At 40.5% G+C, this 24385-nt stretch carries 14 protein-coding genes; 6 read left to right on the top strand and 8 right to left on the bottom strand.

All coding sequences use genetic code 11. The annotated features are described in order from the left end of the window. The first annotated feature begins 144 nt into the window (after positions 1-144). Entirely contained in the window at positions 145-1830 is a 1686-nt protein-coding gene (locus tag AACZ87_RS20365) for a GMC family oxidoreductase (protein WP_339869921.1), read from the top strand. 22 nt (positions 1831-1852) lie between these two features. On the opposite strand, the gene AACZ87_RS20360 is transcribed toward AACZ87_RS20365, so the two are convergent. From AACZ87_RS20360 to mtaB, 4 genes are all read right to left on the bottom strand, one after another. After that, the gene (locus AACZ87_RS20360; RefSeq protein ID WP_339869920.1) at positions 1853-2473 is read right to left on the bottom strand and encodes a YdeI/OmpD-associated family protein; all 621 of its coding nucleotides are present in this window, start codon (positions 2471-2473) and stop codon (positions 1853-1855) included. Positions 2474-2482: 9 nt separating this feature from the next. Beyond that, positions 2483-4492: an alpha-amylase family glycosyl hydrolase gene (locus AACZ87_RS20355; RefSeq protein ID WP_339869919.1), complete on the bottom strand. Its 2010-nt coding sequence runs from the start codon at positions 4490-4492 to the stop codon at positions 2483-2485. Between the two features lie 160 nt (positions 4493-4652). Beyond that, entirely contained in the window at positions 4653-5012 is a 360-nt protein-coding gene (locus AACZ87_RS20350) for a DUF805 domain-containing protein (protein WP_339869918.1), read from the bottom strand. Positions 5013-5073: 61 nt separating this feature from the next. Next, entirely contained in the window at positions 5074-6393 is a 1320-nt protein-coding gene (gene mtaB / locus AACZ87_RS20345; protein ID WP_339869917.1) for a tRNA (N(6)-L-threonylcarbamoyladenosine(37)-C(2))-methylthiotransferase MtaB, read from the bottom strand. A gap of 232 nt (positions 6394-6625) precedes the next feature. Here mtaB and AACZ87_RS20340 point away from each other — a divergent pair, with 232 nt between their 5' ends. From AACZ87_RS20340 to AACZ87_RS20320, 5 genes are all read left to right on the top strand, one after another. Then, a complete protein-coding gene (locus tag AACZ87_RS20340) occupies positions 6626-8788 on the top strand; it encodes a glutamine synthetase III (protein ID WP_339869916.1) in 2163 nt (720 codons plus the stop codon). Positions 8789-9442: 654 nt separating this feature from the next. Continuing rightward, positions 9443-12508 (top strand): SusC/RagA family TonB-linked outer membrane protein, encoded by a 3066-nt coding sequence (locus AACZ87_RS20335; RefSeq protein ID WP_339869915.1) that lies wholly within the window; start codon positions 9443-9445, stop codon positions 12506-12508. 1 nt (position 12509) lies between these two features. Beyond that, a complete protein-coding gene (locus tag AACZ87_RS20330; protein ID WP_339869914.1) occupies positions 12510-14108 on the top strand; it encodes a SusD/RagB family nutrient-binding outer membrane lipoprotein in 1599 nt (532 codons plus the stop codon). A 113-nt stretch (positions 14109-14221) separates the two neighbouring features. Continuing rightward, entirely contained in the window at positions 14222-15076 is an 855-nt protein-coding gene (locus AACZ87_RS20325; protein ID WP_339869913.1) for an ROK family protein, read from the top strand. Positions 15077-15082: 6 nt separating this feature from the next. Beyond that, the gene (locus AACZ87_RS20320) at positions 15083-16942 is read left to right on the top strand and encodes an FAD-dependent oxidoreductase (RefSeq protein ID WP_339869912.1); all 1860 of its coding nucleotides are present in this window, start codon (positions 15083-15085) and stop codon (positions 16940-16942) included. An 8-nt stretch (positions 16943-16950) separates the two neighbouring features. On the opposite strand, the gene AACZ87_RS20315 is transcribed toward AACZ87_RS20320, so the two are convergent. Genes AACZ87_RS20315 through AACZ87_RS20300 form a run of 4 tightly spaced genes read right to left on the bottom strand, consistent with a single transcriptional unit; the run spans position 16951 to position 24279 of the window. Continuing rightward, positions 16951-18396 (bottom strand): sulfatase, encoded by a 1446-nt coding sequence (locus AACZ87_RS20315; protein WP_339869911.1) that lies wholly within the window; start codon positions 18394-18396, stop codon positions 16951-16953. Positions 18397-18407: 11 nt separating this feature from the next. Then, the gene (locus tag AACZ87_RS20310) at positions 18408-19682 is read right to left on the bottom strand and encodes a vanadium-dependent haloperoxidase (protein ID WP_339869910.1); all 1275 of its coding nucleotides are present in this window, start codon (positions 19680-19682) and stop codon (positions 18408-18410) included. 50 nt (positions 19683-19732) lie between these two features. Next, on the bottom strand, positions 19733-23011 hold the full coding sequence (locus AACZ87_RS20305; protein WP_339869909.1) for a VCBS repeat-containing protein: 3279 nt from the start codon (positions 23009-23011) through the stop codon (positions 19733-19735). A gap of 20 nt (positions 23012-23031) precedes the next feature. Continuing rightward, entirely contained in the window at positions 23032-24279 is a 1248-nt protein-coding gene (locus tag AACZ87_RS20300) for an ROK family transcriptional regulator (RefSeq protein ID WP_339869908.1), read from the bottom strand. Positions 24280-24385 lie beyond the last annotated feature (106 nt).

Genomic DNA, 24385 nt, shown 5'->3' with positions numbered 1-24385 from the left:
TATACGTTAAATGCCTCTGGTCTATTATCCAGAGGCATTTTTGTTGTATTGAAACTGAATAGACAGCATAACTACGCTTTAGAAAAGAGAAGTTTATATTTGGAAATATTCAGTATGGGATGGTGATATTTTATATTTTCAATCATGAAATCGAATCAATTTGACGCTATAGTAGTAGGGTCTGGAATAAGTGGAGGTTGGGCAGCAAAAGAGCTTTGTGAGAAAGGCCTGAAAACCTTAGTATTAGAAAGAGGAAGAGATGTACAGCATTTGAAAGATTATCCGACGATGACTTCTGCTCCTTGGGAAATGCCGCACCGCAACCAAATTCCAAGAAAAGACAAACTTGAAAATCCTGTAGTAAACCGTTGCTATGCGTACAAAGAGGATACGCAGCATTTTTTTGTCAAAGATTCGGAGCATCCCTATGTTCAGGAAAAGCCATTTGACTGGGTCCGTGGATATCAAGTTGGTGGCAAGTCACTCATTTGGGCACGACAAACTCAACGATGGAGTAAGTACGATTTTGAAGGTCCAGGGCGAGATGGATTTGCGGTGGATTGGCCTATTCGATATGAAGATGTAGCTCCTTGGTATAGCTATGTAGAGAAATTTGTGGGAATAAGTGGGAGCTATGAAGGGCTGGACACGCTGCCGGATGGAGAGTTTTTGAAAGCTTGGGAGATGAACTGTGTGGAGAAAGAAATCCAGAAACGGATCAAGGCTTCTTATGTGGACCGAGATGTGATTATCGGCCGTTGTGCACATCTTACGGAACCAGAGGAGGTTCATCTTGCTCAAGGTCGAGGTCAATGTATGGCTAGAAATCAATGCTATAGAGGTTGTCCTTTTGGCGGATATTTCAGCTCAAATTCTTCGACTTTACCGACGGCTGCTAAAACGGGGAATTTGACTTTAAGGCCAGATTCTGTGGTTCATTCACTTGTTTATGATGAGCAAAAAGGGAAAGTGACAGGCGTTCGGGTAATAGATCGGGTAACAAAAGAGTCTATGGAGTTTTTTGCCAAAGTCATTTTCTTAAATGCAGCTGCATTAAATACGAATTTGATCTTACTGAATAGTACTTCCAGGCGCTTTCCAAATGGACTAGGCAATGACTCTGGAATTTTGGGGAAATACATAGCTTTTCATAATTACCGAGGATCAATCAATGCCAATTATGAAGGGTTTGAGGATAAATACTATTTCGGTAGAAGGCCTACGGCGGTGATGATGCCTAACTTCAGGAATGTGAAAAAACAAGAAATGGATTTCATGCGTGGTTACATGACCTTTTATACTGCTGGTCGTGCGGGGGTTGGTCATGCTGATACGCCTTTAGGAGCCGAACTGAAAGAAGCAAACTCTAAACCTGGCCCTTGGTCTGTTTATATGATGATGCAGGGCGAAACTATCCCTAAAGAATCAAATCATGTCAGCCTCAGTCCAGATCAAAGTGATGAGTGGGGCGTGCCTTTGCTGCAAATCAATGTAAGCTACGACGATAATGATGAGAAAATTCTAACCGATTTTCATGAGCAAGGTGAGGAGATGCTGACCAAAGCAGGCTGTGTTAATATCCGTAAAGGTGACAGTAAGCAGTCGCCGGGATTGGATATTCATGAGATGGGGGGTGTGAGAATGGGCAGGGATACTGAGACTTCCATGCTGAATGGATTTAATCAGATGCATCAGGCACCCAATGTTTTTGTGACTGATGGAGCTTGCATGACATCGACTGGAACGCAGAATCCATCCATTACCTATATGGCTTTAACTGCCAGAGCTGTTGATCATGCTGTGAAGGAAATGAAAAAGGGGAATTTGTAAGTCGTTAGTTTAAGCCATTTTTTCAACGATCGTTCAATCCTATTTCTTCGAGAATTTTTGGTGCGCACTTTTCTATTCTGGCTTCTCTGGTTTTTGATTGCTTGGGTGCGGAGAAAAATAGGATGTAGCCGCGTTGCCTTCCAGGAGTCAAGGCTTCAAAGGCTGATTTAAAAAAAGGATCATTTTCAAGCTTTGTTTGCAATTCTTCAGGAACAGGCTCAGGGTTTTTAGTGTACTCAACTTTCAATCCTTCCTTTTCTACTTCTATTGCTTCAAAAATGTATGCCTTTATAACCGACTTTAGCTGTGCTATTTTTATCAAATCAGTAAACTTAATCAAGCGTCCTGCCTGTGTATTCTCTCCAGGTTTTACAAGGATTTTGTGTTCATCACTTAGCAATGCTCCCTTGAAAAAACTAATTGAACAATACTCATTGAAGGCTGCCAAAATGAGTATATTTTTTTTCTGAAAGGTATAAGTCGGAACTCCCCATTTTGATTCCTCTGTCAGTCCACAGCTAAGAATGATGCTTCTTAATTGCTTCAATTCTTGTGTCCAGTTATGGACTTTACATTGTGAAGTGCCACCTAAAGGACAGCGTCCACAGCCGTCGGTGAAATAAGATTCAACAGAGGTATTCATGATTTTGAATTAAATTTTCTCCAGCACCACCACAGTTCTATTCGGAACATACAATTTGATGCTTTGGTGTTCATCTGTAGGATATAATATGGTTTGATCCAGCCGCTCGAATCCTCCAAATGCCTTGTCATCGGAATTAAGAAGAATCTTAAATTTTCCAGCGGTTTTCACATGGATTGGAAGCCCGAAAAATGACTCCGTAGGATGGTAGGAAAACACGAAGATCAACCCGCTTCTTTCATAAGCAAGGATCTTTTTATCTGGATCCAAAAATAGCTGATCTGCTGGATCAGAAGCCAGCAGCTGATAATCGGTTGCAAGTTGGATGATGGCCTTGTCCCAAGCGCCAAGTTGCCCGTAGCGAAGAAGGGGATCATCGACGAGAGACCATTGTCGGCGCGCGTGCTGATGACTCCAGTCATTGCCCTCCCTTGGGAAATCTACCCAATCTGGATGACCAAATTCGTTACCGATGAAATTCAAATATCCTTCTCCACCTAGTGTAAGTGTGATCAACCGGATGAGTTTGTGAAGAGCGACGCCACGATCTACGACTAGATTTTGCTGAAGTAGAGACATGGAGAAATACATGTCCTCCTTCATCAATCGAAAAGCAAGTGTCTGGTCCCCTACCAAAGCCTGATCATGACTTTCAGCGTATCCTATAGATCGCTCACCTGAGGGACGATTAGTGAGCTGGTGCCAAAGCTCAAACATGTCCCACTCCTCGTCTTGTTTATGTTTTAGAGTTTTGATCCAAAAATCAGGGACGCCCATTGCCATTCTGAAATCAAATCCCAATCCACCATCGGTTATAGGCCGGGCAAGTCCTGGCATTCCACTCATATCTTCAGCGATGGAGATGTTTTCAGACTTCAGCGTATGAATCAGGGTATTTGCCAGCTGTAAGTACAAAATAGCATCTTCGTCTACATTTTGGTCAAAATATAAGTCCACTGAATCAAAGTCCATGAACAACCCGTGGTGGTGGTACATAATGGAAGTCACGCCATCGAAGCGGAATCCATCAAAATGAAATTCCTCCAGCCAGTAGCGGATATTCGACAGCAAAAACTGCTGCACTTCCCGCTTGGAATAGTCAAAGACTTTTGAATCCCATGCTTCATGATAGCCCTTGTCTCCAGGATGGAAATATTGATGCTCGCTTCCGTCAAACTCATTCAGCCCTTCATTCACATTTTTGATTGCATGGGAATGAACGATGTCCATCACGACTGCGATTCCCATCTCATGGGCTTTGTCCACCAGAGACTTCAGTTCTTCGGGAGTGCCAAATCTCGATGTGGGAGCAAAGAAGTTGGAGACATGATAGCCAAAAGATCCATAATAGGGATGCTCCATGATAGCCATCATCTGAATCGTATTGTATCCTGCAGCTTTGATTCTCGGAAGAGTGAGCTCTTCGAATTCCTTGTAAGTTCCAACTCCCATTTTCTCCTGAGCCATTCCCACATGGCACTCGTAGATTAAGGGTTGTTTGAGGCTGCTCCTTGTGGAAAAGGAATTGTCTGTCCACTTGAAATCCTCAGCAAACCAAAGTTGACCAGCGACATCATGCGTGGTTTCATCTTGGGTTACTCTCCTTATATATGCAGGTATTCTGTCTAAGGCGCCATTTTCGGCTACGACATGAACTTTTACTTTACTTGCGTGAATGAACCTATTCTTGTATTGCTCATAAGGCAAGAAAATCTCCCAGTCTCCGCGACTGGTTTTTTTCATCGGGTGTGAGCTACGGTCCCACTCGTTGAAATCTCCGAAAAAATAGAGTTGATGAGCAGCGGGAGCCCATTCTCGGTATACCCAGCCTTTTCTCCAAGCTTCGTAATGAATCCCGTAGAAATTATGGACTGAAGCATATTCGAGGATATTTCCACTGAAATCATTGATTTCTCGAATAGCTTCCTGATATCTATCAAATCTTCGCTGGATCTGCGGTTCGTATTGGGCAAGCCAAGGTTCCTGCTGGACTAGAGCGATTTTATGTGAATCTTTCACCGTTTGTATTTTTAACTGATTTGAATTTAGAAAAATGTAGGAGTAAATACGCATCACTTCCAGGATTCCCTTCCGAATCCTTCTCCTAAAAAAGCAAAAGTGGTAGAGAAATATCACTTTCTGTACCACTTTAAATCTTGAACCACTTAATAGTATGTGTCTAGAAGTTAGACAATATCTGTTTTTCTTGGATCAGGACCATAATCGTTTGGTCCTTCTTGACCTTTTTTAGCTGCAAGCCAAATAACCCGATGAAATTAATTGGGGGTGGGATTAATAAATAAAACGCATACTTCCAGTCCAACCCTATATCATGTAGTCTCTTGATAGCTTGAATAAGCAATACAGCTATTGAAGCAATCAGAACTAGACCAGCACCGTAAAATATAGCCCAAGACTCAGATTGAAAACTATCCCAAATAATCATCAGGCAAAGGATGTTGATAAAATAAAATATGATAAACATCACCAGATACAATCTTCTGGTAATTCTTCCGTCAGGTTTAAATAAAGAGTTCATATTTAAACAACAGCTGAATTGGCTAGATGTTTAATATTTGACTAATTGGGAATGGTGGGAATTAGTGTTTTTCGTAAACCATCTCTGGTTCTAGCACTTCTACATTTCCTTTTTCATTGATTTGATCTAGCGTAAGCAATTTCAATTCATTAACTAGCATAGGGTCGTATTTGGCGGCCACACGAATGTAGTTTTCGGTAAAGCCATGGATTTTGCCATCTTCCACATCTTCTTCAAAAAGCACGGTGAAAGTTTTGCCAAGGTTTTCAGTGTAGAATTTTCTTCTTTTTTTCTCGGAAAGAATGCGAAGCATTTTTGAGCGCTCATTTCTCTTTTTCATCGGGACGACTTCATCCATCTCAGCAGCTCTTGTATTGGCTCGCTCTGAATAGGTAAATACGTGTAAGTAGGAAATGTCCAGCTCATTCAGGAAATTATAAGTTTCTAGGAAAAGCTCGTCCGTCTCGCCTGGAAAACCTACAATGACATCTACACCGATACAGGCATGCGGCATGAGGGTTTTGATCTTGGTCACACGATCTACATAGAGCTCACGGAGGTATCTTCTCCCCATTTTTCTCAAAATGGTATTGGAGCCAGATTGTAAAGGGACATGGAAGTGAGGAACAAATCTCTTGGATTGTGCAGCAAAGCTGATGATTTCATTGGTCAGGAGATTTGGTTCGATGGAAGAAATCCGAAGACGGTTGATTCCTTCTACTTCGTCGAGTGCATAGACTAGGTCTGCAAATCGTTCGTTTCGTTTTCCATCTACAATGCCGAAGTCACCAATGTTCACACCAGTTAGCACGATTTCATTTACTCCGGTAGCAGCGATCTCTCGGGCTGATTGCAATACGCTTTCAATAGTATTACTTCTGCTTTTGCCTCGGGCAAGAGGAATAGTACAGAAGGCACATCCGTAGTTACAACCATCCTGAACTTTCAGGAAAGTCCGTGTTCTGTCATTTATAGAGTAGGCATTATTAAAGACAGTAGCTTCTTGTATCTCAGATGCCAAAACCTTTGTTTCTTGAACTGCAGCAAAATCATCCAGAAGTTCGATCAAACGGAATTTCTCAGCTGCGCCAAGCACTGCATCTACTCCTTCTATCTCGGAAATCTCCTTAGGTTTCAATTGCGCATAGCAACCGATGATCGTGACATATGAATTAGGAGAAATCTTTTTAGCCTCCTTAACGATCTTCTTACACTTCTTGTCAGCGTTCTCGGTGACCGAGCAGGTGTTGATGATGAAAATATCGGGATTTTCCTGAAAATCCACTTTTAAGTATCCCTTTTCTTCAAATTGGCGACTGATAGTGGAGGTTTCTGAGAAATTTAGCTTACATCCTAGTGTATAAAAGGCTACTTTTTTCACAATTACGCTTCTGATAATGAGATTGCAAAGGTAATTAATCTTCGCTTGTTTTCAATTCTCCAATTTTATCACGGAAATCGAAGGGTTTTCCCGAAAACGGTGCCTTTTTGCTATGATTTATTGAAAAAAGTGTAATTTTTCTGAAAAATGAGGCCAAAAATCAGTCAAAAGCATTTTCATATACATATTTTTCTATTTTTGTGTGTATAATTTTAAACCACATATTGTAGAAATGGCAACACTCAGACAACAAGCCTTAGCAATGGTGCAGACTAGACAGCGCGTAGCTGTAAAAGCACCATCCTCTAAAATCTCAGACTTTTTTGGTACCAATACCTTTGGAACTGCACAAATGAAAGTGTCCTTGGCACCTTCAGCTTATAAAAGGGTAATGGAAGCAATAGACAAAGGAACCAAGATTGATGCTGCTACTGCAGAAGAAGTAGCATCCGCAGTCAAAACTTGGGCCTTGTCCAAAGGTGTTACACATTATACACACTGGTTTCAACCACTTACTGGTTCTACCGCAGAGAAGCATGATTCCTTTTTCGATGCCTTAGGTGGACTTGAAAAATTCAAAGGATCAGCATTAGTTCAGCAAGAGCCAGATGCATCTTCTTTCCCAAATGGAGGTATCCGTTCTACTTTTGAAGCTAGAGGATATACTGCTTGGGATCCTACTTCTCCGATTTTCATCTTCGAAAATACACTTTGTATCCCGACGATCTTTGTGTCTTACACAGGTGAAGCATTGGATTACAAGACTCCACTATTGAAGTCTATCGAGGCAATCAATGACGCCGCTTTAGCTATCTGCCAATTGTTTGACAGAAACGTGAGAAAGGTGCAGCCTTCTCTAGGTGTAGAGCAGGAATATTTTGTGATAGACAAAGCTCTTTTCGCAGCAAGACCAGATTTGGTAATGGGCGGGAGAACTGTTTACGGGCATAGCCCAGCTAGAGGCCAGCAATTAGACGATCACTATTTTGGATCTATTCCTACTAGAGTGAAGGACTTCATGGTTGACTTCGAAAACGAAGCTCTGAAGTTAGGCATTCCAGTAATGACTAGACATAACGAAGTGGCTCCGGGTCAATTCGAAGTTGCTCCTTTGTTTGAAGAAATCAACAAGGCGACGGATCACAATCAATTGTTGATGGACGTCATGGATAAAGTGGCTGAGAGACATGACTTGAAAGTACTTCTTCACGAGAAACCATTTGCAGGTGTGAACGGTAGTGGTAAGCACAACAACTGGTCGTTGATTACAGACACTGGAGTTAACCTTTTCCAACCAAGCAATTCTGCTAGAGAGAATCTTCAGTTCTTAACGTTCTTGGTAGCTACTATCAAAGCAGTTTACGATCACTCTGATCTATTGAGAGCAAGTATCGCTTCTGCTGGTAATGATCACCGTCTAGGTGCTAACGAAGCTCCTCCGGCGATTATCTCTGTGTTCTTGGGTGCTACTCTAACTGAAGTATTGAATGAACTTGAGAAAAACGGAAATATCAAGATCGAAAAGGGTGACAACATGTATATGAAATTGGGTATCTCTAAGATTCCTGAAATCATCCTTGACAATACAGATAGAAACAGAACTTCTCCATTTGCTTTCACAGGTAACAAATTTGAATTCCGTGCAGTAGGTTCTCAGGCAAATGTGGCTGGTCCAATGACGGTACTCAATGTGATCGTTGCAGATGTATTGGCAGAAATGGCAAAAGACATTGAGAAAGAGATGAGCGCTGGTAAAGAGAAGAAAATTGCTATCGTGAACGTGTTGAGAAAATACATCAAGGATAGCAAAAAAGTAAGATTCGAGGGTGATGGCTATTCTGATGAATGGGCTGCCGAAGCTCAGAAAAGAGGATTGTCTAACTTGAAGTCCACTCCTCTAGCATTGGATGTTTATTCTACTAAAGCTACCAAAGAGCTTTTCGAAAGACATAATGTAATGAATGGAATAGAGGTTCATGCACGTCACGAAATCATGTTGGAAAGCTTCATGAAAAAGATCCAGATCGAAGGTCGTGTGATGGGGGATCTTGCATTGAACCATATCATTCCTACTGCAATTCTTTACCAGAACAAAATCATCCAGAATGCAAATGGTTTGAAAGGACTAGGCTTGGATAATACTGCGGCTGTTGAGACGATCAAGGAAGTCTCTAAGCATATAGAGTCATTGAAATCCAATATTACTGCGATGGTAGAGGCACGTAAGAAGCTAAACAAGGAGACTGATATTGTGAAAATGGCCAAAGGATATCAAGTAGATGTCAAAGAAGCTTACTTCGATAAGATCAGGTATGCAGTAGATAAATTAGAACTCTTGGTTGACGATGAGTCATGGCCATTAGTGAAGTACAGAGAAATGCTTTTTCTTAGATAGGTTTTTCTTTAACTATTAGTCAAAGCCGTTCCGAAAGGGACGGCTTTTTTTTTGCATTATTCAGTAATAAATCAGTATGATAATCCGCAATCTCGCCTGCCATCCTAGTTTCTTTGCTTATCTGGTCGGAAGCCCGATGACTGAAGGCCGGAGTGGCCTCAATTTTAAATTTTAACATATACTGGATTGCTTTTCCCTTATAACTGGTAGAAAAGCGGATTTACAAATAAATTAGTTAATAAAAAGTGGGTTATAGTCATGAATCTAAGATTTTATTGTTTTACATAAAAAACAAAGTTTTCACTGTCAAAACAGAGGAAAAACCAAATTACATATCTAGTTACAGCGTGTTTTTCTTTTTTTTAAAAATTGTGAGTAAGAAATTCCATCTTTTTTAAAAAAATCATTTATATGAGATAGAGTTTTGAAATAAAATTTTTCAAAATATTTTTGAATAGTTGGTGAAATCTATAGCTTTACTTAAGAGAGGGTAGAATAATCCTGTACAAAAATGCGTGTATCGACTTTGGAATAGTTGTTTGCTTATAGTCTTGAACATGATTTCAAAGTCCCTATACTTTTAGTGAAAACTCTATGTGCTCGTATTGCGAAAGCCCTTTTTATTCAACTATTATAAACACTTAATTTCAAGCTATGAGAAAAGTTTTATCTATTGCTTTTGCTCTGGGATTTATGCTATGTGCAGTGCACCTGGCACAAGGTCAGAGTAGGATCTTGAAAGGAGTAGTGACGGCAGCACCAGATGGATTGCCTATGCCGGGTGTCACTATCCTTGACAAGAGTAGTCAGACAGGTACTACCACCAATGTGGATGGTGAATACTCCTTGTCAGTTGGGCCAAACGCTGTTTTGGTTTTTTCTTTTATCGGTTATACATCCCAGGAAATTCCAGTTGGCAACCGTTCAGAATTAAATATATTGCTAGAGGAAGATGCGAGTGAGCTATCTGAAGTGGTAGTAACTGCATTGGGTATTAGCAAGGATAAAGAGACTTTGGGTTACTCTGTAACTCAAGTGGGTAGTGAATCATTAACTACTGCTCGAGAAACAAACGTTGCTAACTCACTAGCTGGTCGCGTTGCTGGTTTGGTAGTAAAAGGCACTAATAGTGGTCCTGGTGGAACGTCTAAGATCACATTGAGAGGCTTGCCAAGTATCAGTGGTACTGGTTCTCCTTTATATGTAATCAATGGTATCCCAATGGATAACACCCAAAGAGGTTCCGCTGGACAGTGGGGCGGTGCAGATAGTGGTGATGGTATCGGTAACCTTAGCCCAGATGATATCGAAACAATGACTGTTTTGAAAGGTCAGGCTGCTTCTGCTCTTTACGGGTCTAGAGCATCCAACGGTGTTATTTTGATCACTACTAAAAAGGGATCCAAAGGTGGTGATTGGTCTTTGACATATACTATGAACGTAATGGCTGAAAATCCAGTGGATTTCACAGATTTCCAAGAGGTTTATGGTCAAGGTACAGGCGGTCAGAAACCAACAACAACTACAGACGCACAGTCAACAGGTCGATTGGCTTGGGGTGCTAAAATGGATGGCAGCCAAGTGATTGGTTTTGATGGAAATCAGTATCCATATTCCCCTTCTAATGATCGTTATATTGACTTCTATAGAACAGGGACCAACTTCACAAATACTGTTTCCATTGCTAAAGGAATGGGAAGTGATGGATCATTCAGAATGTCTATTTCTGATCTTGATGCTAAATCAATTGTGCCAAATAGTGGCGTGGATAGACTTACACTGAATCTAAACGTTGAGCAAAATATTACTGATAAGTTGAATGTGACCGCAATGGTTAATTACATCGATCAGAAATCTACAAATGTGCCTAACCTAAGTGATGGACCTAAGAACCCAAATAACTTTTTGCTTCTAGCTCCTAATATCAGTCAAAGTATTTTTGCTCCTGGCTTTGATTCTGATACTGGTGCTGAGACAGTATTCAGTGATGATATTTATGTTACTAACCCGTATTTTGTTGCAAATCAAGGTGTTAATGATGTGGGTAGAAAAAGAACTATTACAGCCGTATCAACGAAATACAGCTTTACAAAGGATATTTATGCTATGATTCGTTTAGGAAATGATGCTTCTAACGATAACTTCTTTAGTGTAGACCCTTCTGGACTTGCTTATTCAGCAAACTTACAAGGTGGTCTTGGGGGAAAAGGTCAGTCTACTCGATCGGAAACAAACATTGATGGTATTCTTGGTGCTAACTTTGATTTAAACAGTAAGTTGAACCTTGATCTATTGGCAGGTGCAAATAGGAGAAATAACAAATATGAATCTGTAGGTGTAGGTGGGAGTCAGTTTGTGATTCCATACTTATATTCTCCTACTAACGTACTTACCTTTTCGAGATCTTATGATTACAATGAAAGAGAAGTGCAATCTGCATATTACTCTGTTGCTCTAGGTTACAATAATATACTAACGTTAACAACTACCGGTAGATATGATGTATATAGTACCTTGCCTACTGACAACAACAGTATTTTCTCTCCGTCTGTAGCTGGAGCATTTGTTTTCAGTGAATTGATGAATAGCTCGGTTTTAGATTTTGGTAAATTCAGAGCATCGTATGCAGTTACCAGTGGTGAGCCATTTGATGCCTATCAAAGCACTTTCTACTACAATTCGGCTAATTCCTACGATGGAGTACCAGCTGGATCATCTCCGACTTCTCTTCCTAATTTGAACCTGAAGCCTTTTACTACAAGTGAAATAGAATTAGGTGTGGATTTAAATTTCTTCAATAATCGCCTAGGTTTTGATGTGGCTTACTATGAGAAAGAGACGCACAATGAGATTATGAATGCTAATTTAAGTATTACCTCAGGATTCAATAGTTCAGTGGTTGCGACTGGTTCTACTAGTAACAAAGGGTTAGAAGTTTTGGTGACAGGTATGCCAATTCAAACCACTAACTTTACGTGGAAGTCATCATTCAACTTGTCAAAAGTTAAGAATGAGATTCTTAGTACTGATCCAAACAATAATCCTATCAATCTAGGACAAAACAGAGGTACTCTTGGGAATGCGATTACTGCTTATGTAGTAGGAGAGCCTGGACCACAGATCAGAGCGTACGATTATGCATACAATACTGATGGAAGCATCATGGTGGACGCTGCGGGCCTTCCGGTACGTGGTGAATTAATCAACATGGGAACTGTTTTACCAACTCTATATGGTGGATGGAATAACGAGTTTAACTACAAAGGAATTTCTTTCTCATTCTTGATAGATTACAACTATGGCAACAAAGTTTTGTCTGCTACTGAATTCTACTCGATTTTCAGAGGGCTTAACCAAGTTACTTTAGAAGGTAGAGAATCTGGTGTGACTAATGGTAGCGAAACTGCATCTGCAGAAGATTACTACAAAGCTTTGGCGCAAAATGTAACCAGCACCAGTGTTGTGGATGGTGATTTCATTAAGTTGAGACAGTTAACCTTGGGTTATACATTCCCTGCAAAATGGTTTGGAAATGTTCCAGTCTTGAAAGGCTTGAGTGCATCCCTTGTGGGTAGAAATATTGGGTTCTTGATGCGTAAAGCTAAAAATATTGATCCTGAGGCTAACTTCGGTTCAAATATCAACTACACTGGTATTGAAGGTGGTAACCTTCCTAGCACTAGATCTTTTGGTTTTAACCTTAATTTCAAATTGAATTAAAATGAAAAAATATATAAGTATATTTCTTACGGGGATTGTATTAGCCGTATCCAGCTGCGATGGTGATTTTGCGGATATCAATACAGATCCAAACCGCGCGGATGGAAGTGTTTTCGATCCTAATTTGATCTTACCTACAGTTCAGTATAACTATGGTAATATGATGACAGGATATACTGGAGCGATACTTTTCCAAAGTATGTGGATTCAAGCAATGGCTTCTACATCTACAGGTGGAGCAAACTACTATTCTAATGCTGATAAGTATGTCGCATCAGGAAGTACAAATAGTTACATCCAGAGTGTGTGGAATGATGGCTACTCTGCTGCCTCCAGAGTTTATCAGATGCAGTCTCTAGCAGAGAAAAAAGGATTTACCAATTTAGTAGCGGTAGGTGAGATTTGGAAAGTTCTTACGCTTTCTTTCGTGTCTGATATCTATGGTGATCTACCTTATAGTGAGGCATTAATGGCCGAAGAGGGAATCACTCAACCGAAATACGACTCACAGTCTGATGCATATATGTCAATGCTTGCTGATCTTGAGTCTGCACTTTCTTCGATAGATCCAGCAGGTGATCCTATCAAAAACGATGTGCTTTATGGTGGTGATTTGACCAAATGGAAGAGACTAGGATATTCTGTAATGTTGAGAATGGCAATGCGGTTAGTTGATGTTGATGCTACTACTGCACAGTCATATGTTTCAAAAGCAATCGCTGGTGGTGTTTTTGCTTCAGTTGATGACGAAGCGGTATTGGTTTCAGACCAAGCCAATGGATATGCTAACTCAAGTGCAAATGCCTTGAACGTAACAGATGATGTATACGAAGTTCGCTGGTCTAAACGAATGATCGACTTCTTAAAGTCTAGTAACGATCCACGTTTATCTATTGTAGCAGAGGTTCCTGCGCCAGGACTTGCAGCGAATAAAAATGGTAGTGATGCTGGAAATAGTGATCCCGCTGTTCAAATCGGTTTGCCAAATGGGTATGATTTGAAAGGTGGGGCAACTGATGTCTCTAAAGCGCCTAATTACCCAGGTCCTACTGGATCAGGTGATGATGTTGCACCAATTGGAGCATATTCAAGACCAACAGGTATCTATAGAGACAGAAATGCTCCTGTTTTCATTCTCACATATGCTGAAATCCAGTTTTTACTGGCTGATGCAGCTACGAGAGGTTACTCAGTTTCAGGCACTGCATCTTCTTATTATAGTGCTGGTTTGGCTGGCGCAATGATTACCATCGGTAAATTTGGAGGTAGATCTGTTTCTTCAGCAGATGCTGCAGCTTTTGTAGCTGCAAATACTCTGGACACCAGTAGCACTACTGCCTCTCAAAAAATGATCAATTCGCAAATTTGGGCTACTACTAGTCTTCTTGCAAACTATGTTGAATCATGGAACAATTGGAAGAGATCTGGATATCCTGAATTGACTTCTGTGAACTACACCGGTAACTTCTCATCAGGCCAAATTCCTAGGAGACAACTTTATCCAACAGGAGAAAGTACTACAAACCCAGAAGGTTTAGCAAATGCTATTACCAATATGGGTGGTGATACTTGGATTAACCCAGTATGGTGGGATAAATAGGTTTCTGCCTAAAATTTATAGTTAGAATTCCGAAAGAGGTTTTGATTCAGTTCAAAACCTCTTTCTTTTTTTTACTTTAGTTTTATGGAAAAAGCTAAAGGCTCATACAAAGAATGGAATTTATAGGAGTAGATATTGGAGGCTCACATATTTCTGCTGCCAAAGTGAGATCAAGAGAAAGGAAGGTTGATTTTTTACAATTTGCCGAAGGAGATATAGATACGTTTGGTGAGAAGGAAAACATAATTTCGGCTTGGTCAAAAGTAATCTTGCTTGCTACGGGTAATTCTAAAGATATCAGAGTTGGAATTGCAATGCCTGGCCCTTATGATTATGAAAAAGGTATTTCTTTGATTAAAGATCAGGGGAAAATGGCTTCGCTTTATCAGCTATCTGTAAAGGATTTACTTGCGGAAAGCTTGAGTATTCCATCCTCAGATATTGTCTTCACAAACGATGCAGAAGCTTTTTTAGCTGGGGAAAGTTACGCCGGAGCTGGAAAAGATTTTCAAAACTCACTTGGTATTACCTTGGGAACTGGTCTCGGATCAGCCATCAAAGTGCATGATGTGGTCAAAGATGCAAAGCTCTGGACCGCGCCTTTCCGTGACGGAATTGCTGAGGATTACCTCGGCACGGCTTGGTTTCGTCAGTATGCTTTGCAGCGGTATGGACTTACTATTTCCGGAGTGAAAGACCTTTTAGCCCCAGGGCATGATTCATCGATTGCCAACGAGATTTTTGAAACTTTTGGAAGAGCTTTAGGCGAGTTTTTATTTCCGTACCTGATTCGTTTGCATGCCGAAGGAGTGGTGCTGGGAGGTAAGATCAGTTTGGCTTCCAATCATTATCTCCCTACTACTTTATCTTATTTGGAGACTATGGGATACCCAATTCCTTTTAAAATATCTGAACTGGGTGAGCGATCTGCACTACTCGGAGCTTGCTTGCCTTTTCTATCAAACTAGTCAATAATGAACTTCAACAAACTCTCATTTTTATTGATCTTCCGATGCTTTTGGATTTCTCCGGAGGCTTTTTCCCAGACGAACTATGATTTGATAATAGTTGGTGGAGGAGCAAGTGGAACGGCCGCTGGAATTTCTGCTGGCAGATTAGGAGTAAAAACATTAATTATTGAACCAACACATTGGCTTGGGGGAATGTTGACTTCTGCGGGAGTTTCTGCAATTGATGGGAATCATCGTTTGCCTTCTGGAATTTGGGGAGAATTTAAGGCTCAATTGGAGGACTATTATGGTGGTCCAAAAAAGCTTGCTACTGGCTGGGTAAGTAATACGCTTTTTGAACCCAAAGTAGGAAATGAGATTCTGCAGAAAATGGCTGCTAAAGTGGATAATTTGATTTTATCATTCGAGAGCGAGTGGAAAACGGCAAGCTATTCTCAAAAGCTTTGGACTGTCACATACACGAAAGATGGAAAGTCCTTTACAGTAAATGCTCCAGTATTAATTGATGCAACGGAACTGGGAGATGTAGCTGCCTTTCAGGGTTTGCCCTATCGTCTGGGGATGGATGCCAGAGATGAGATAGGGGAGATTTTTGCACCCGAAGAATCAAATGACATTATTCAGGATCTGACGTATGTGGTGACCCTTCAGGATTATGGAAAAGGAGTTGATAAAACCATCCAACAACCTGCGAATTATCATCCCTCAGAATTTGCATGTGCCTGTGCTCATTCTGATCCTATTTCTGACAAAGACCCAACTTTGGACTGTGATAAGATGATCAGTTATGGGAAACTCCCAAATGATAAATACATGATCAATTGGCCGAATTGCGGTAATGATTACTATTTGAATATTGTAGAAATGAATCCTGAGGAACGAGCACTTGCTCTGGAAGATGCAAAACAAGCTACGTTGAGATTCACCTATTACATCCAGCATGAGTTGGGCTATAAGCATCTGGGAATTTCAGAGGATGAATATCCTACTGAAGATAATCTTCCTATGATTCCCTATCATCGAGAATCAAGAAGATATGTTGGATTGGTAGACTTTACTTTGCCTTATGTGAGAACTCCATACGATGCTCCAAATCCTTTCTATCGAACAGGCATAGCAGTAGGAGATTATACCATTGATCATCACCATAAGAAGAACTTGGACGCTCCAGCGATTGATTTCATTAAGATTCGGGTTCCTTCTTACAATGTCCCTTTAGGAGCTTTGATTCCAAAGGATCATCCAGCACTCATACTTGCTGAGAAAAGTATTTCTGTTTCGAATATTGTCAATGGAGCTAGTCGTCTTCAACCAGTTGTTTTGGGAATTGGTCATTCCGCGGGGGTTCTGGCAGCTGTTGCTGTGAAGCAAAAGAAAGAATTGCAGGACATTTCGATTCGTGAAGTTCAATCCCTTTTATTATCTCAAAATGCCTATATCATGCCTTTTCTCGATATGAATCCAAGTGATGACCATTTCAAAGCCATGCAAAAAATTGGAGCGACCGGGATTTTTAAAGGTGAGGGAGTTCCTTTTCTCTGGGCAAATCAAACTTGGTTTTATCCAGATCGATTGGTAACAGAATTTGAATTAGTAGATGGTTTGAGACCACTTTATCCAGAATTGAAAGACTATTGGGGAGCTTCAGGAGATTATCTAACTGGAGCAAGATTCCAGCAATTGGTGGAAATTGTCAAACCAAATACTACCTTATTTGAAATCGCTCAAGCTTGGAAAAGAAGGGAATTGTCTGGCGATTTCAAAACTGAAACCCGTCTTAATAGAGAGCAAGTTTCGGTTTTAATAGACGAGATTTTAGCTCCTTTTTCGAAGGAAGTGAATTGGAATGGAGATTTTATGTAAAACTGAATTTACTCCTCGATTCTCCCATGCTTTCTCAATCCCGTTCCTTCTGATTCAGTTAACGCATCTCCCATATCTGCTCTAGCTTGATCCGCAAATTGATTTATTTTGGAGACTATTTCAGGGTTACTTTCAGCTACATCAGTTGTTTCATTCGGATCAGAAGATAGATCGAATAATTCAGCTTTTTCAAGGGTGGTCATTTCATATTTGACAGGAATTCCATCGTTTCTCATGACTGTTCCTTCTGGAATAGTTCTGTAGGTATGTGGCATGACCATTTTCCATTTGCCATAAATCACCGCCTGCAATTCATTCCTATTATAATAGGCATAGTAGGCCTTTTGCTCCATTTCTTTTCCCTCTAGCATAGGCAAAATACTTCTGCCGTCAATTGGTAAATCAGGTAATTTGGAGGCTGTTATTTCTGCTAAAGTTGGAAGTATATCGATCGTCATAGCAGCTTGGTTTTCCACCTTTCCAGCTGGAAAATGATTTGGCCAAACAAATATCCCTGGTTCTCTGATTCCTCCATCCCAAGAAGTGCCTTTCCCTTCTTTCAATCCTGCTGTCAAACCAGCATGACCTCCGTAAGAAAGCCATGGGCCATTATCAGAAGTGAAAATAATAATCGTATTCTCTGCCAATCCCAATTCTTCCAATTTTGATCGAACCTGTCCAACAGACCAGTCCACTTCCATCATTACATCTCCATATAGACCTTGTTCGGATTTGCCTTTAAACTTATCTGAAACAAACAATGGTACATGCGTCATGCTATGCGCAAAATACAAGAAGAAAGGAGTGTCTTTACTAGTTTCTATAAACTTGAGAGCCTCCTCGGTATAATTGGTTGTTAGCATGCTTTGATCATCCAGCGTATCAATTACAGCCGTATTTCTGTACAAAGGCAAGGGAGGATAGTAATTCTTCGCTTCTGGATGATGAGGCCACATGTCATTGGAATAGGGAAGGCCATACCAAGAATCAAAACCCTGCTCGGTTGGCAAAAATGCTGGTTGATCTCCTAAATGCCATTTCCCAACCATTCCTGTTGAATAGCCATTAGCTTTCAGCATTTCTGCAATAGTAGTCTCCTCTGGATTTAATCCATGTGTTGCAGTATGATCCAAAGCGCCGAAAATTTCTAAGCGATTGGCATAAGTTCCTGTTAAGAGGGCCGCTCTAGAAGCAGAACAAACTGCATGGGGGACATAGAATTGAGTGAATCTAACGCCATCTGCAGCCAGTTGATCCAGATTAGGTGTATTCCATTCGGTAGCTCCATATACTCCCAAATCACCATATCCCATGTCATCTGCAAAAATCAAAACAATGTTAGGCTTCGAAGCTGTATCAGGGCTTTCTTCTTTATTGGTTTTGTTTTGGCAGGAAGTATAACCCACTAAAATCAGAACGAAAGAATATAGTAAACTAGAGTTTTTAGAAATCATTTTGATAGGGGTTACTGGTTGAGATTTGACCAGATCATTGTGCCGATCTTTTCACCTTGTTTTATACCTTCTTCAATAGCATCTCTAAAGTGAATTCCTCCATAAAGTCTAGAAATGGCTGCTTCCTCTGAAGCATATAGAAAAGAGGGGAAAGGTCTTTCTGGTAGCCCAAAGTAAGTTTCTGAGCTATCGATAAAGTCAAAATTATCTCCGAAATAGCCTGTCAGAACAACGGCCGAAGCCCTGCTAATCACAGAATGTCCGGAAGTGTATTCTGGAAAAGGAGGAGTCTGCAGTAGTGGTCTCCAGCGCTGATCAAACTTTTGATTAATTACTGTTTCTGGGCGGATTCTATCGGTATCGTATTTTGCTTTCCAACAAGAAATAAATGCGTCATGAAGAGTTAAACCAACCAACGCATGAACATAAGCAGTTTCAGTAAAGGATAGATTTGCTTTTTGAGCAGCAATTCCAGTGATCCCAATCCAATGTCCACCTGGTGAAATCTTCTTCACACCGATCGCCATATGTCCAGAAAACTCCACTTTGAAAGGATTACAATCCCAGAAATTGGCAATCAATTTCCTCTCCTCATTCAGCTCGTTGGTAGTGTTATACACTTCCATTAGTTGCGTGTGAAAAGAACTTCCTTCTTTCATGTCAAAAGGAGCCATGGGAGCCGGTTTATAATCTTCTAGGTTTTGGATATAAAATGGCTTAATGGTTTTCCATTCCGGCTCTACAGCAGCGATATAAGCTGGTGGTGTTGGGTACCAGAAGCCTTCCCCTTTCTGAGGAGTATAGCGAGTCAAGGTCGAAAGCTGCAGATAGCCGTCTTTTTTTGCGACATCCATTACTTTTACAGCAACTTCTGTAGCCAAATCAATGTGTGCTTGAAGCGTCTTTTTGCTGATGATTTTAGCTTTTATAGCCTTCTGGATCCACTCGCTTTGTTTTTCTTCCAATAAATAACCTGAAGGCATGATGGCTTTTCCAACTTTTAGAAAAGCCAAAACAGCGGCAAATTCCGGTGACTGGACTTTCTCCGAACGTATTTCCCAATCGTGAGATGACAAATAAGAATGCTCAAGCAAATCTTTATTTTGGAACTCAGCTCCTTGACTTTTTATGACTAGATAGGCCGCAAGGTTCGTGTAGGCGTAAATTCGAGCAGCTACTGGAGGACTGGCAACATCCGTCACCATCACTTCAGTGATATGAAAAAACTCCTCTTTATAGATCTTAGGCCAGTTTGTTTCCTGTGGTTTTGCAAAGGAAGTACTCATCACAACTGTGATTAAAAAAAGTGCTGTGAAAATTGATTTTAGCTGCTGACTCATCTGATTGTATAACTTTCAATAGGCTTTTGATTGATGCCAAAAAGCAACTGGATTCCTGAAGATGTTTTGATTGGTAGAATGGATTTGATGTCTCCTTTGATGGCTAAGCCTGATTCGGCTGGTGAAAGCGGTTGGAAATTACCTTTTCCATCTCCAAGTAAAACTAACCCGAGACCAGCATCCATCAAACCTATTCGAATTCGAGTGTAAGTTTGATTTCCTCCAAGAATTAAATCCATATTTCCATCCTGATTCAGATCAATTGGTAAAATACTGAAGATAGGAAATGATTGAGCTAGTCTTGGAAGTGACTTAGCTGTGAAGCCATTTCCAGTGTTTTCCAAGACGACCGATTCCAATGTATTTGCTTCTAGTACCTGAGCTTTTTCGAGTTCTTTTACTGTAAAAAGATCAGTCATGGTCGCTTTCGAATAAGAGGCATAGTCAGTAAATCGACTTCTCATACTTGCCATTTGATCCAGCAATTCATCGCGACTAGGGTAAGGATACATTTTGTCCCCGACAAAGCACTCTAATATTGGGTCAATAGAGCCGTTTTGGTCAAAGTCAGCTGCATAGAGCCTAAGCTTTTTGCTCTCATTAGCTTCAAATTGTGAGTTGAGACCAAAATTCCCAGCTATTAAATCCATGTCGCCATCACCGTCAATATCAGCTTTGGAAACCCTGTTCCACCAACCTGAAAGCTCTGAACTGAGATAAGTGGTGCTCTGGTTTTTAAAGCCATTGCCCGTATTAATCATGACGGTGATTGGCATAAATTCTCCTGCGAGAATCAAATCAAGCTTTCCATCATCATTCATATCAATCAACTCTGAGGAGGTGATCAATCCTAGTTTCCCGGAATTTGGCAAATAAGTGCTTGTCTCATCTGCGAAATTTCCTGATCCGTCATTGATCAGTAATTTGCTTTCAGGAATGATCGGGTATTTGCCTGGAATCAATCGGGCTCCTACAAATAAATCCAATTTCCCATCTCCATTAGCATCAATCGCTTGAGCAGTTCCTGTGCTGAATTTGTACGCTGGAAATGAGTTTTGGATAGTCAGTTTTCCAGTTCCATCATTTAAATACAATCGGTCTACAATTGATTCATCAGAACCTAAATAATCGTGATAGCCCCCGCTTCCAATAAATAAATCCTCCTTTCCATCTCCATTGAAATCTTCAAAAATTGCGACAGCATCAGTGAACTCGATTGAGGATTTAAAGCCTGAATAGTCTCCCCAAACCTCATTTTCCAGAGACATAATTTTACCTGCTTGGCCTTTCGTGCCTCCTATAAATACCTCTGGATTTCCGTCACCATTGAGATCTCCTTGAGCTAATACTGGGCTGATATAGCTAGGCATGGTGAGCATCAAAGGCTGACGCTTAAAGTCGTTGTATTGATTAGGTACGGGGTTGTATTGCGGTGAAAAATCGCTTTTACTCAATATTGGATTGGGTCTGGAAGCTGTAGCTGCAAGTGCTTCAGAACTTTCTTTTTGAATAGTAATGTGCTGATTTGCAGGAATGTTTTCCAGGAATTGCTCAGATCCATTGGGCCATACCACTCGAATTGAGGTTACTGATTTTTCATCTCCCAACCCAAATTGAAGCCTCGGGCTAACCGATGATTGGAAACCTCTAACAGGTTGGACCTCCAACGTCTGATTTTTATCACCTGTAAATACCTCAACTTTTGCCCCAATTGCAAAGGTGTTAGTCGAGTTCTCATTCAGTGAAATTTGTAGCCAATTCTTTTTAGGACTGACATTTTCATAGATCGAGGCTGGATCATTCAGGTTGTTTACCACCAAATCAAGGTCTCCATCATTATCCAAATCTCCATATGCTGATCCGCTGGAAAATCCTTTTTCATCAAATCCCCAATCAAATGATCTATCTACGAAATTTAATTCTCCGGTATTTTCGTAAATGTAATTATGAATAGGAGTGGAGGTCATCGTGGTGACCAAGTGTAGCGTATCCGCTTTCTCATTGGCAATCGCCTGTTTGAAATAGTAATCTCCTTTGTATTTTAGAAAATCTCTATTCGTATAGTCCCTATAGTAGCCGTTAGTAATGAAAAGGTCTTTTTTGCCATTATTTGTTGCATCAAAAAACAAGGCTGACCAGCTCCAGTCACTATTGGAAATACTAGCAAGTTGACCTACTTCTGCAAATAGTCCATCGCCGTGACTAATCTGAAGCATGTTTCTCATACTTTGATGATAGAAACCTTCCTTGATCATCAAGGCATATTGCTCGTAGTTTTCGGGGCCGTAAAGCAATTTCTGTCGTTCATTATCCTCAGGCAGCATATCTAAGGTATAGATGTCTGGCCTGCCATCGTTATTAATATCCGAAATATCCGCCCCCATAGAAAAGTGGGAAATATGCTGAAAGTACTCAGTCATTCGATCGGTGAATGTGCCGTCTCCGTTGTTGATGTACAGGTAATCTGGTTCTATGTAGTCATTCGTTACCAAAATGTCAGGCCAACCGTCTTGATTGATATCTGCTGAGACGATTCCCAGCCCAAATCCTAGCGCAGAACCTTTGATGCCAGCTTGCGCACTTATATCTATGAATTTGCCATTATCATTTCGGAAAAGTTTATCTCCTGCATAGGGATGCCGAATCTCTTTGACGTCGCTAAATTCCAGTTCATTGATCGCTTCAATGTGGTGATTGAGTAGAAACAAGTCCAGGTCTCCATCTCTGTCAAAATCAAAAAATAAGCCTTGAGTACTATTTGAGGGATCTGCCAGGCCATATTCCTTTGCCTCATCCTTGAATGTGAAATTCCCTTGGTTTATCCAGAGCTCGTTTCCTCTCAATTCAGGTTTTCCTTTACCAGAATAGCAAACGTAGATGTCTAAAAGTCCATCGCCATTTACATCTGCCATACTCACGCCGGTAGTCCAGATATCTTTTCCGGCTACTCCCGCAGCTTTGGTTTTATCTTCAAATTTCCAGTTTCCTAGATTCTTATAGACCTTGTTGGAAGTCATATTTCCAGTGAAGAAAATATCTTCAAAACCGTCGTTGTCCAGATCTCCAACAGCCACGCCGCCGCCATTGTAGAAATATTCATAGCGTAGGATATTGTTTTTCTCGTCCTCCTTCAGCTGATTTTTAAAGGAAATTCCAGATTTTTTAGTTGAAATTTTCTCAAAGTTCTGCGCAAATAGCAGGTTTCCTGACTGATGAAAGAGTAGTGTTCCTAAAGCCAGTAGTAAGACTGTTTTGGATGATTTAAGGAAACGCATGAGATTATTTAAACTGAATATTACCCCAGCTTGCTAATTAAATCTTCAAAAAGCTTTTCATTTACCACTGCTACTCCACCTAAGAGTCCTACGTCTTCACCTAATTTGTAAAGTGCGATTTGGGACTTTTCGCGTGATTTAGCCATGCTGTAGATATTCAAAGCCTGTTGAATTGGAGTGATTAAGTATTGATTTGCTTCTGCCACGGAGCCACCAATGATGATGAGCTCTGGATTGAGCACTTGGATCAGCATGGAAATTCCTCTTCCAAGATCTAATCCAGCTTCAGATAAAATCGTAATGGCTCGCTGATCGCCAGCCAATGCTGCGTCAACCACCAGGTTTGGCATTATACCACCTTCTTGGTTTCTAGCCATTCTAGCCAATATGCTGTCCTTGTCTAGATTGATTGCTGTTTCAGCCATTTTGACGATGGCTGTTCCGGATGCTACAGCTTCCAGACAACCTTTTTTGCCGCAAATACAAGTCACGTCTCTTGACTCAAAGATTGGAGAGTGGGAGAATTCTCCCGCAAAACCTGATGCTCCCTGATACAGTTTGCCATCTATGATAATTCCAAGTCCAATTCCCCAGCCTATAAACAGACCTAGTACATTTTTGTAATTATGATCTGTAGCAAATTTGAATTCTGCCAGCGTCATTGCACGGGCATCATTTTCAAGGAATATTTTTTTTGAAAATCTAGTTTCCAGATTCTCAAGAAGTGTCTTGTCACCAAATCGTAGGTAAGTGTAATTGACGCCACCCACTGAATCAGTCAATCCCGGCATGCTAAACCCAATAGCAATCACCTTATCAGCAGGAATACCCGTGCTCACTAGATATGCATCTATTATTTGGCAAATGTTTTCAAATGTATCTTTTTCATTGTCTAGGCTGATTCTATGACTTTCTTTCTTTGCTACAATTTTATGATTGCAGGAATAGAGCGCTAGGTTCATATTGTACTTCGACAAATCGACAGACAGTACATAGAATGCATCTAATGCTAATCTGTACAAATCTGGTTTTCTTCCACCTTGTGACTCAGCTCGGCCTTGTTTGATTACTTCACCACTGGAAATTAGATCGCTGAGCAAGGAATTGACGGTGGGTAAAGAGATGCCAACCTCTGAGCAAATTTCGCTTGCTGTGTTTGCACCTTTGGTATACAGGTTCTTAATGATTTTGATTTTGTTGAGGTAGCTTTTGATTTCTACCACACCATCCATTTTATCGATTACTGCCTGAGGGTTTATTAAATGCATAGGTCTAAGTTATTCCTGAATTACGGTAATTTTTAATACTCAAAAAAATACTTTATTAAAAAAATAAGATAACGGCTGTACTTATTCAGCCATTTCTTATAATTCT

It is taken from the genome of uncultured Algoriphagus sp. (genome assembly GCF_963974365.1).
Classification (GTDB): Bacteria; Bacteroidota; Bacteroidia; order Cytophagales; family Cyclobacteriaceae; genus Algoriphagus.
This window is presented reverse-complemented; position numbering and strand designations above follow the sequence as displayed.

What these genes read in the sequence shown, in the direction of transcription:
- AACZ87_RS20365 (WP_339869921.1), top strand. Translation starts at nt 145, where the DNA reads ATGAAATCGAATCAATTTGACGCTATAGTAGTAGGGTCTGGAATAAGT.
- AACZ87_RS20360 (WP_339869920.1), bottom strand. Translation starts at nt 2,473, where the DNA reads ATGAATACCTCTGTTGAATCTTATTTCACCGACGGCTGTGGACGCTGT.
- AACZ87_RS20350 (WP_339869918.1), bottom strand. Translation starts at nt 5,012, where the DNA reads ATGAACTCTTTATTTAAACCTGACGGAAGAATTACCAGAAGATTGTAT.
- AACZ87_RS20340 (WP_339869916.1), top strand. Translation starts at nt 6,626, where the DNA reads ATGGCAACACTCAGACAACAAGCCTTAGCAATGGTGCAGACTAGACAG.
- AACZ87_RS20335 (WP_339869915.1), top strand. Translation starts at nt 9,443, where the DNA reads ATGAGAAAAGTTTTATCTATTGCTTTTGCTCTGGGATTTATGCTATGT.
- AACZ87_RS20330 (WP_339869914.1), top strand. Translation starts at nt 12,510, where the DNA reads ATGAAAAAATATATAAGTATATTTCTTACGGGGATTGTATTAGCCGTA.
- AACZ87_RS20325 (WP_339869913.1), top strand. Translation starts at nt 14,222, where the DNA reads ATGGAATTTATAGGAGTAGATATTGGAGGCTCACATATTTCTGCTGCC.
- AACZ87_RS20320 (WP_339869912.1), top strand. Translation starts at nt 15,083, where the DNA reads ATGAACTTCAACAAACTCTCATTTTTATTGATCTTCCGATGCTTTTGG.
- AACZ87_RS20315 (WP_339869911.1), bottom strand. Translation starts at nt 18,396, where the DNA reads ATGATTTCTAAAAACTCTAGTTTACTATATTCTTTCGTTCTGATTTTA.
- AACZ87_RS20310 (WP_339869910.1), bottom strand. Translation starts at nt 19,682, where the DNA reads ATGAGTACTTCCTTTGCAAAACCACAGGAAACAAACTGGCCTAAGATC.
- AACZ87_RS20305 (WP_339869909.1), bottom strand. Translation starts at nt 23,011, where the DNA reads ATGCGTTTCCTTAAATCATCCAAAACAGTCTTACTACTGGCTTTAGGA.
- AACZ87_RS20300 (WP_339869908.1), bottom strand. Translation starts at nt 24,279, where the DNA reads ATGCATTTAATAAACCCTCAGGCAGTAATCGATAAAATGGATGGTGTG.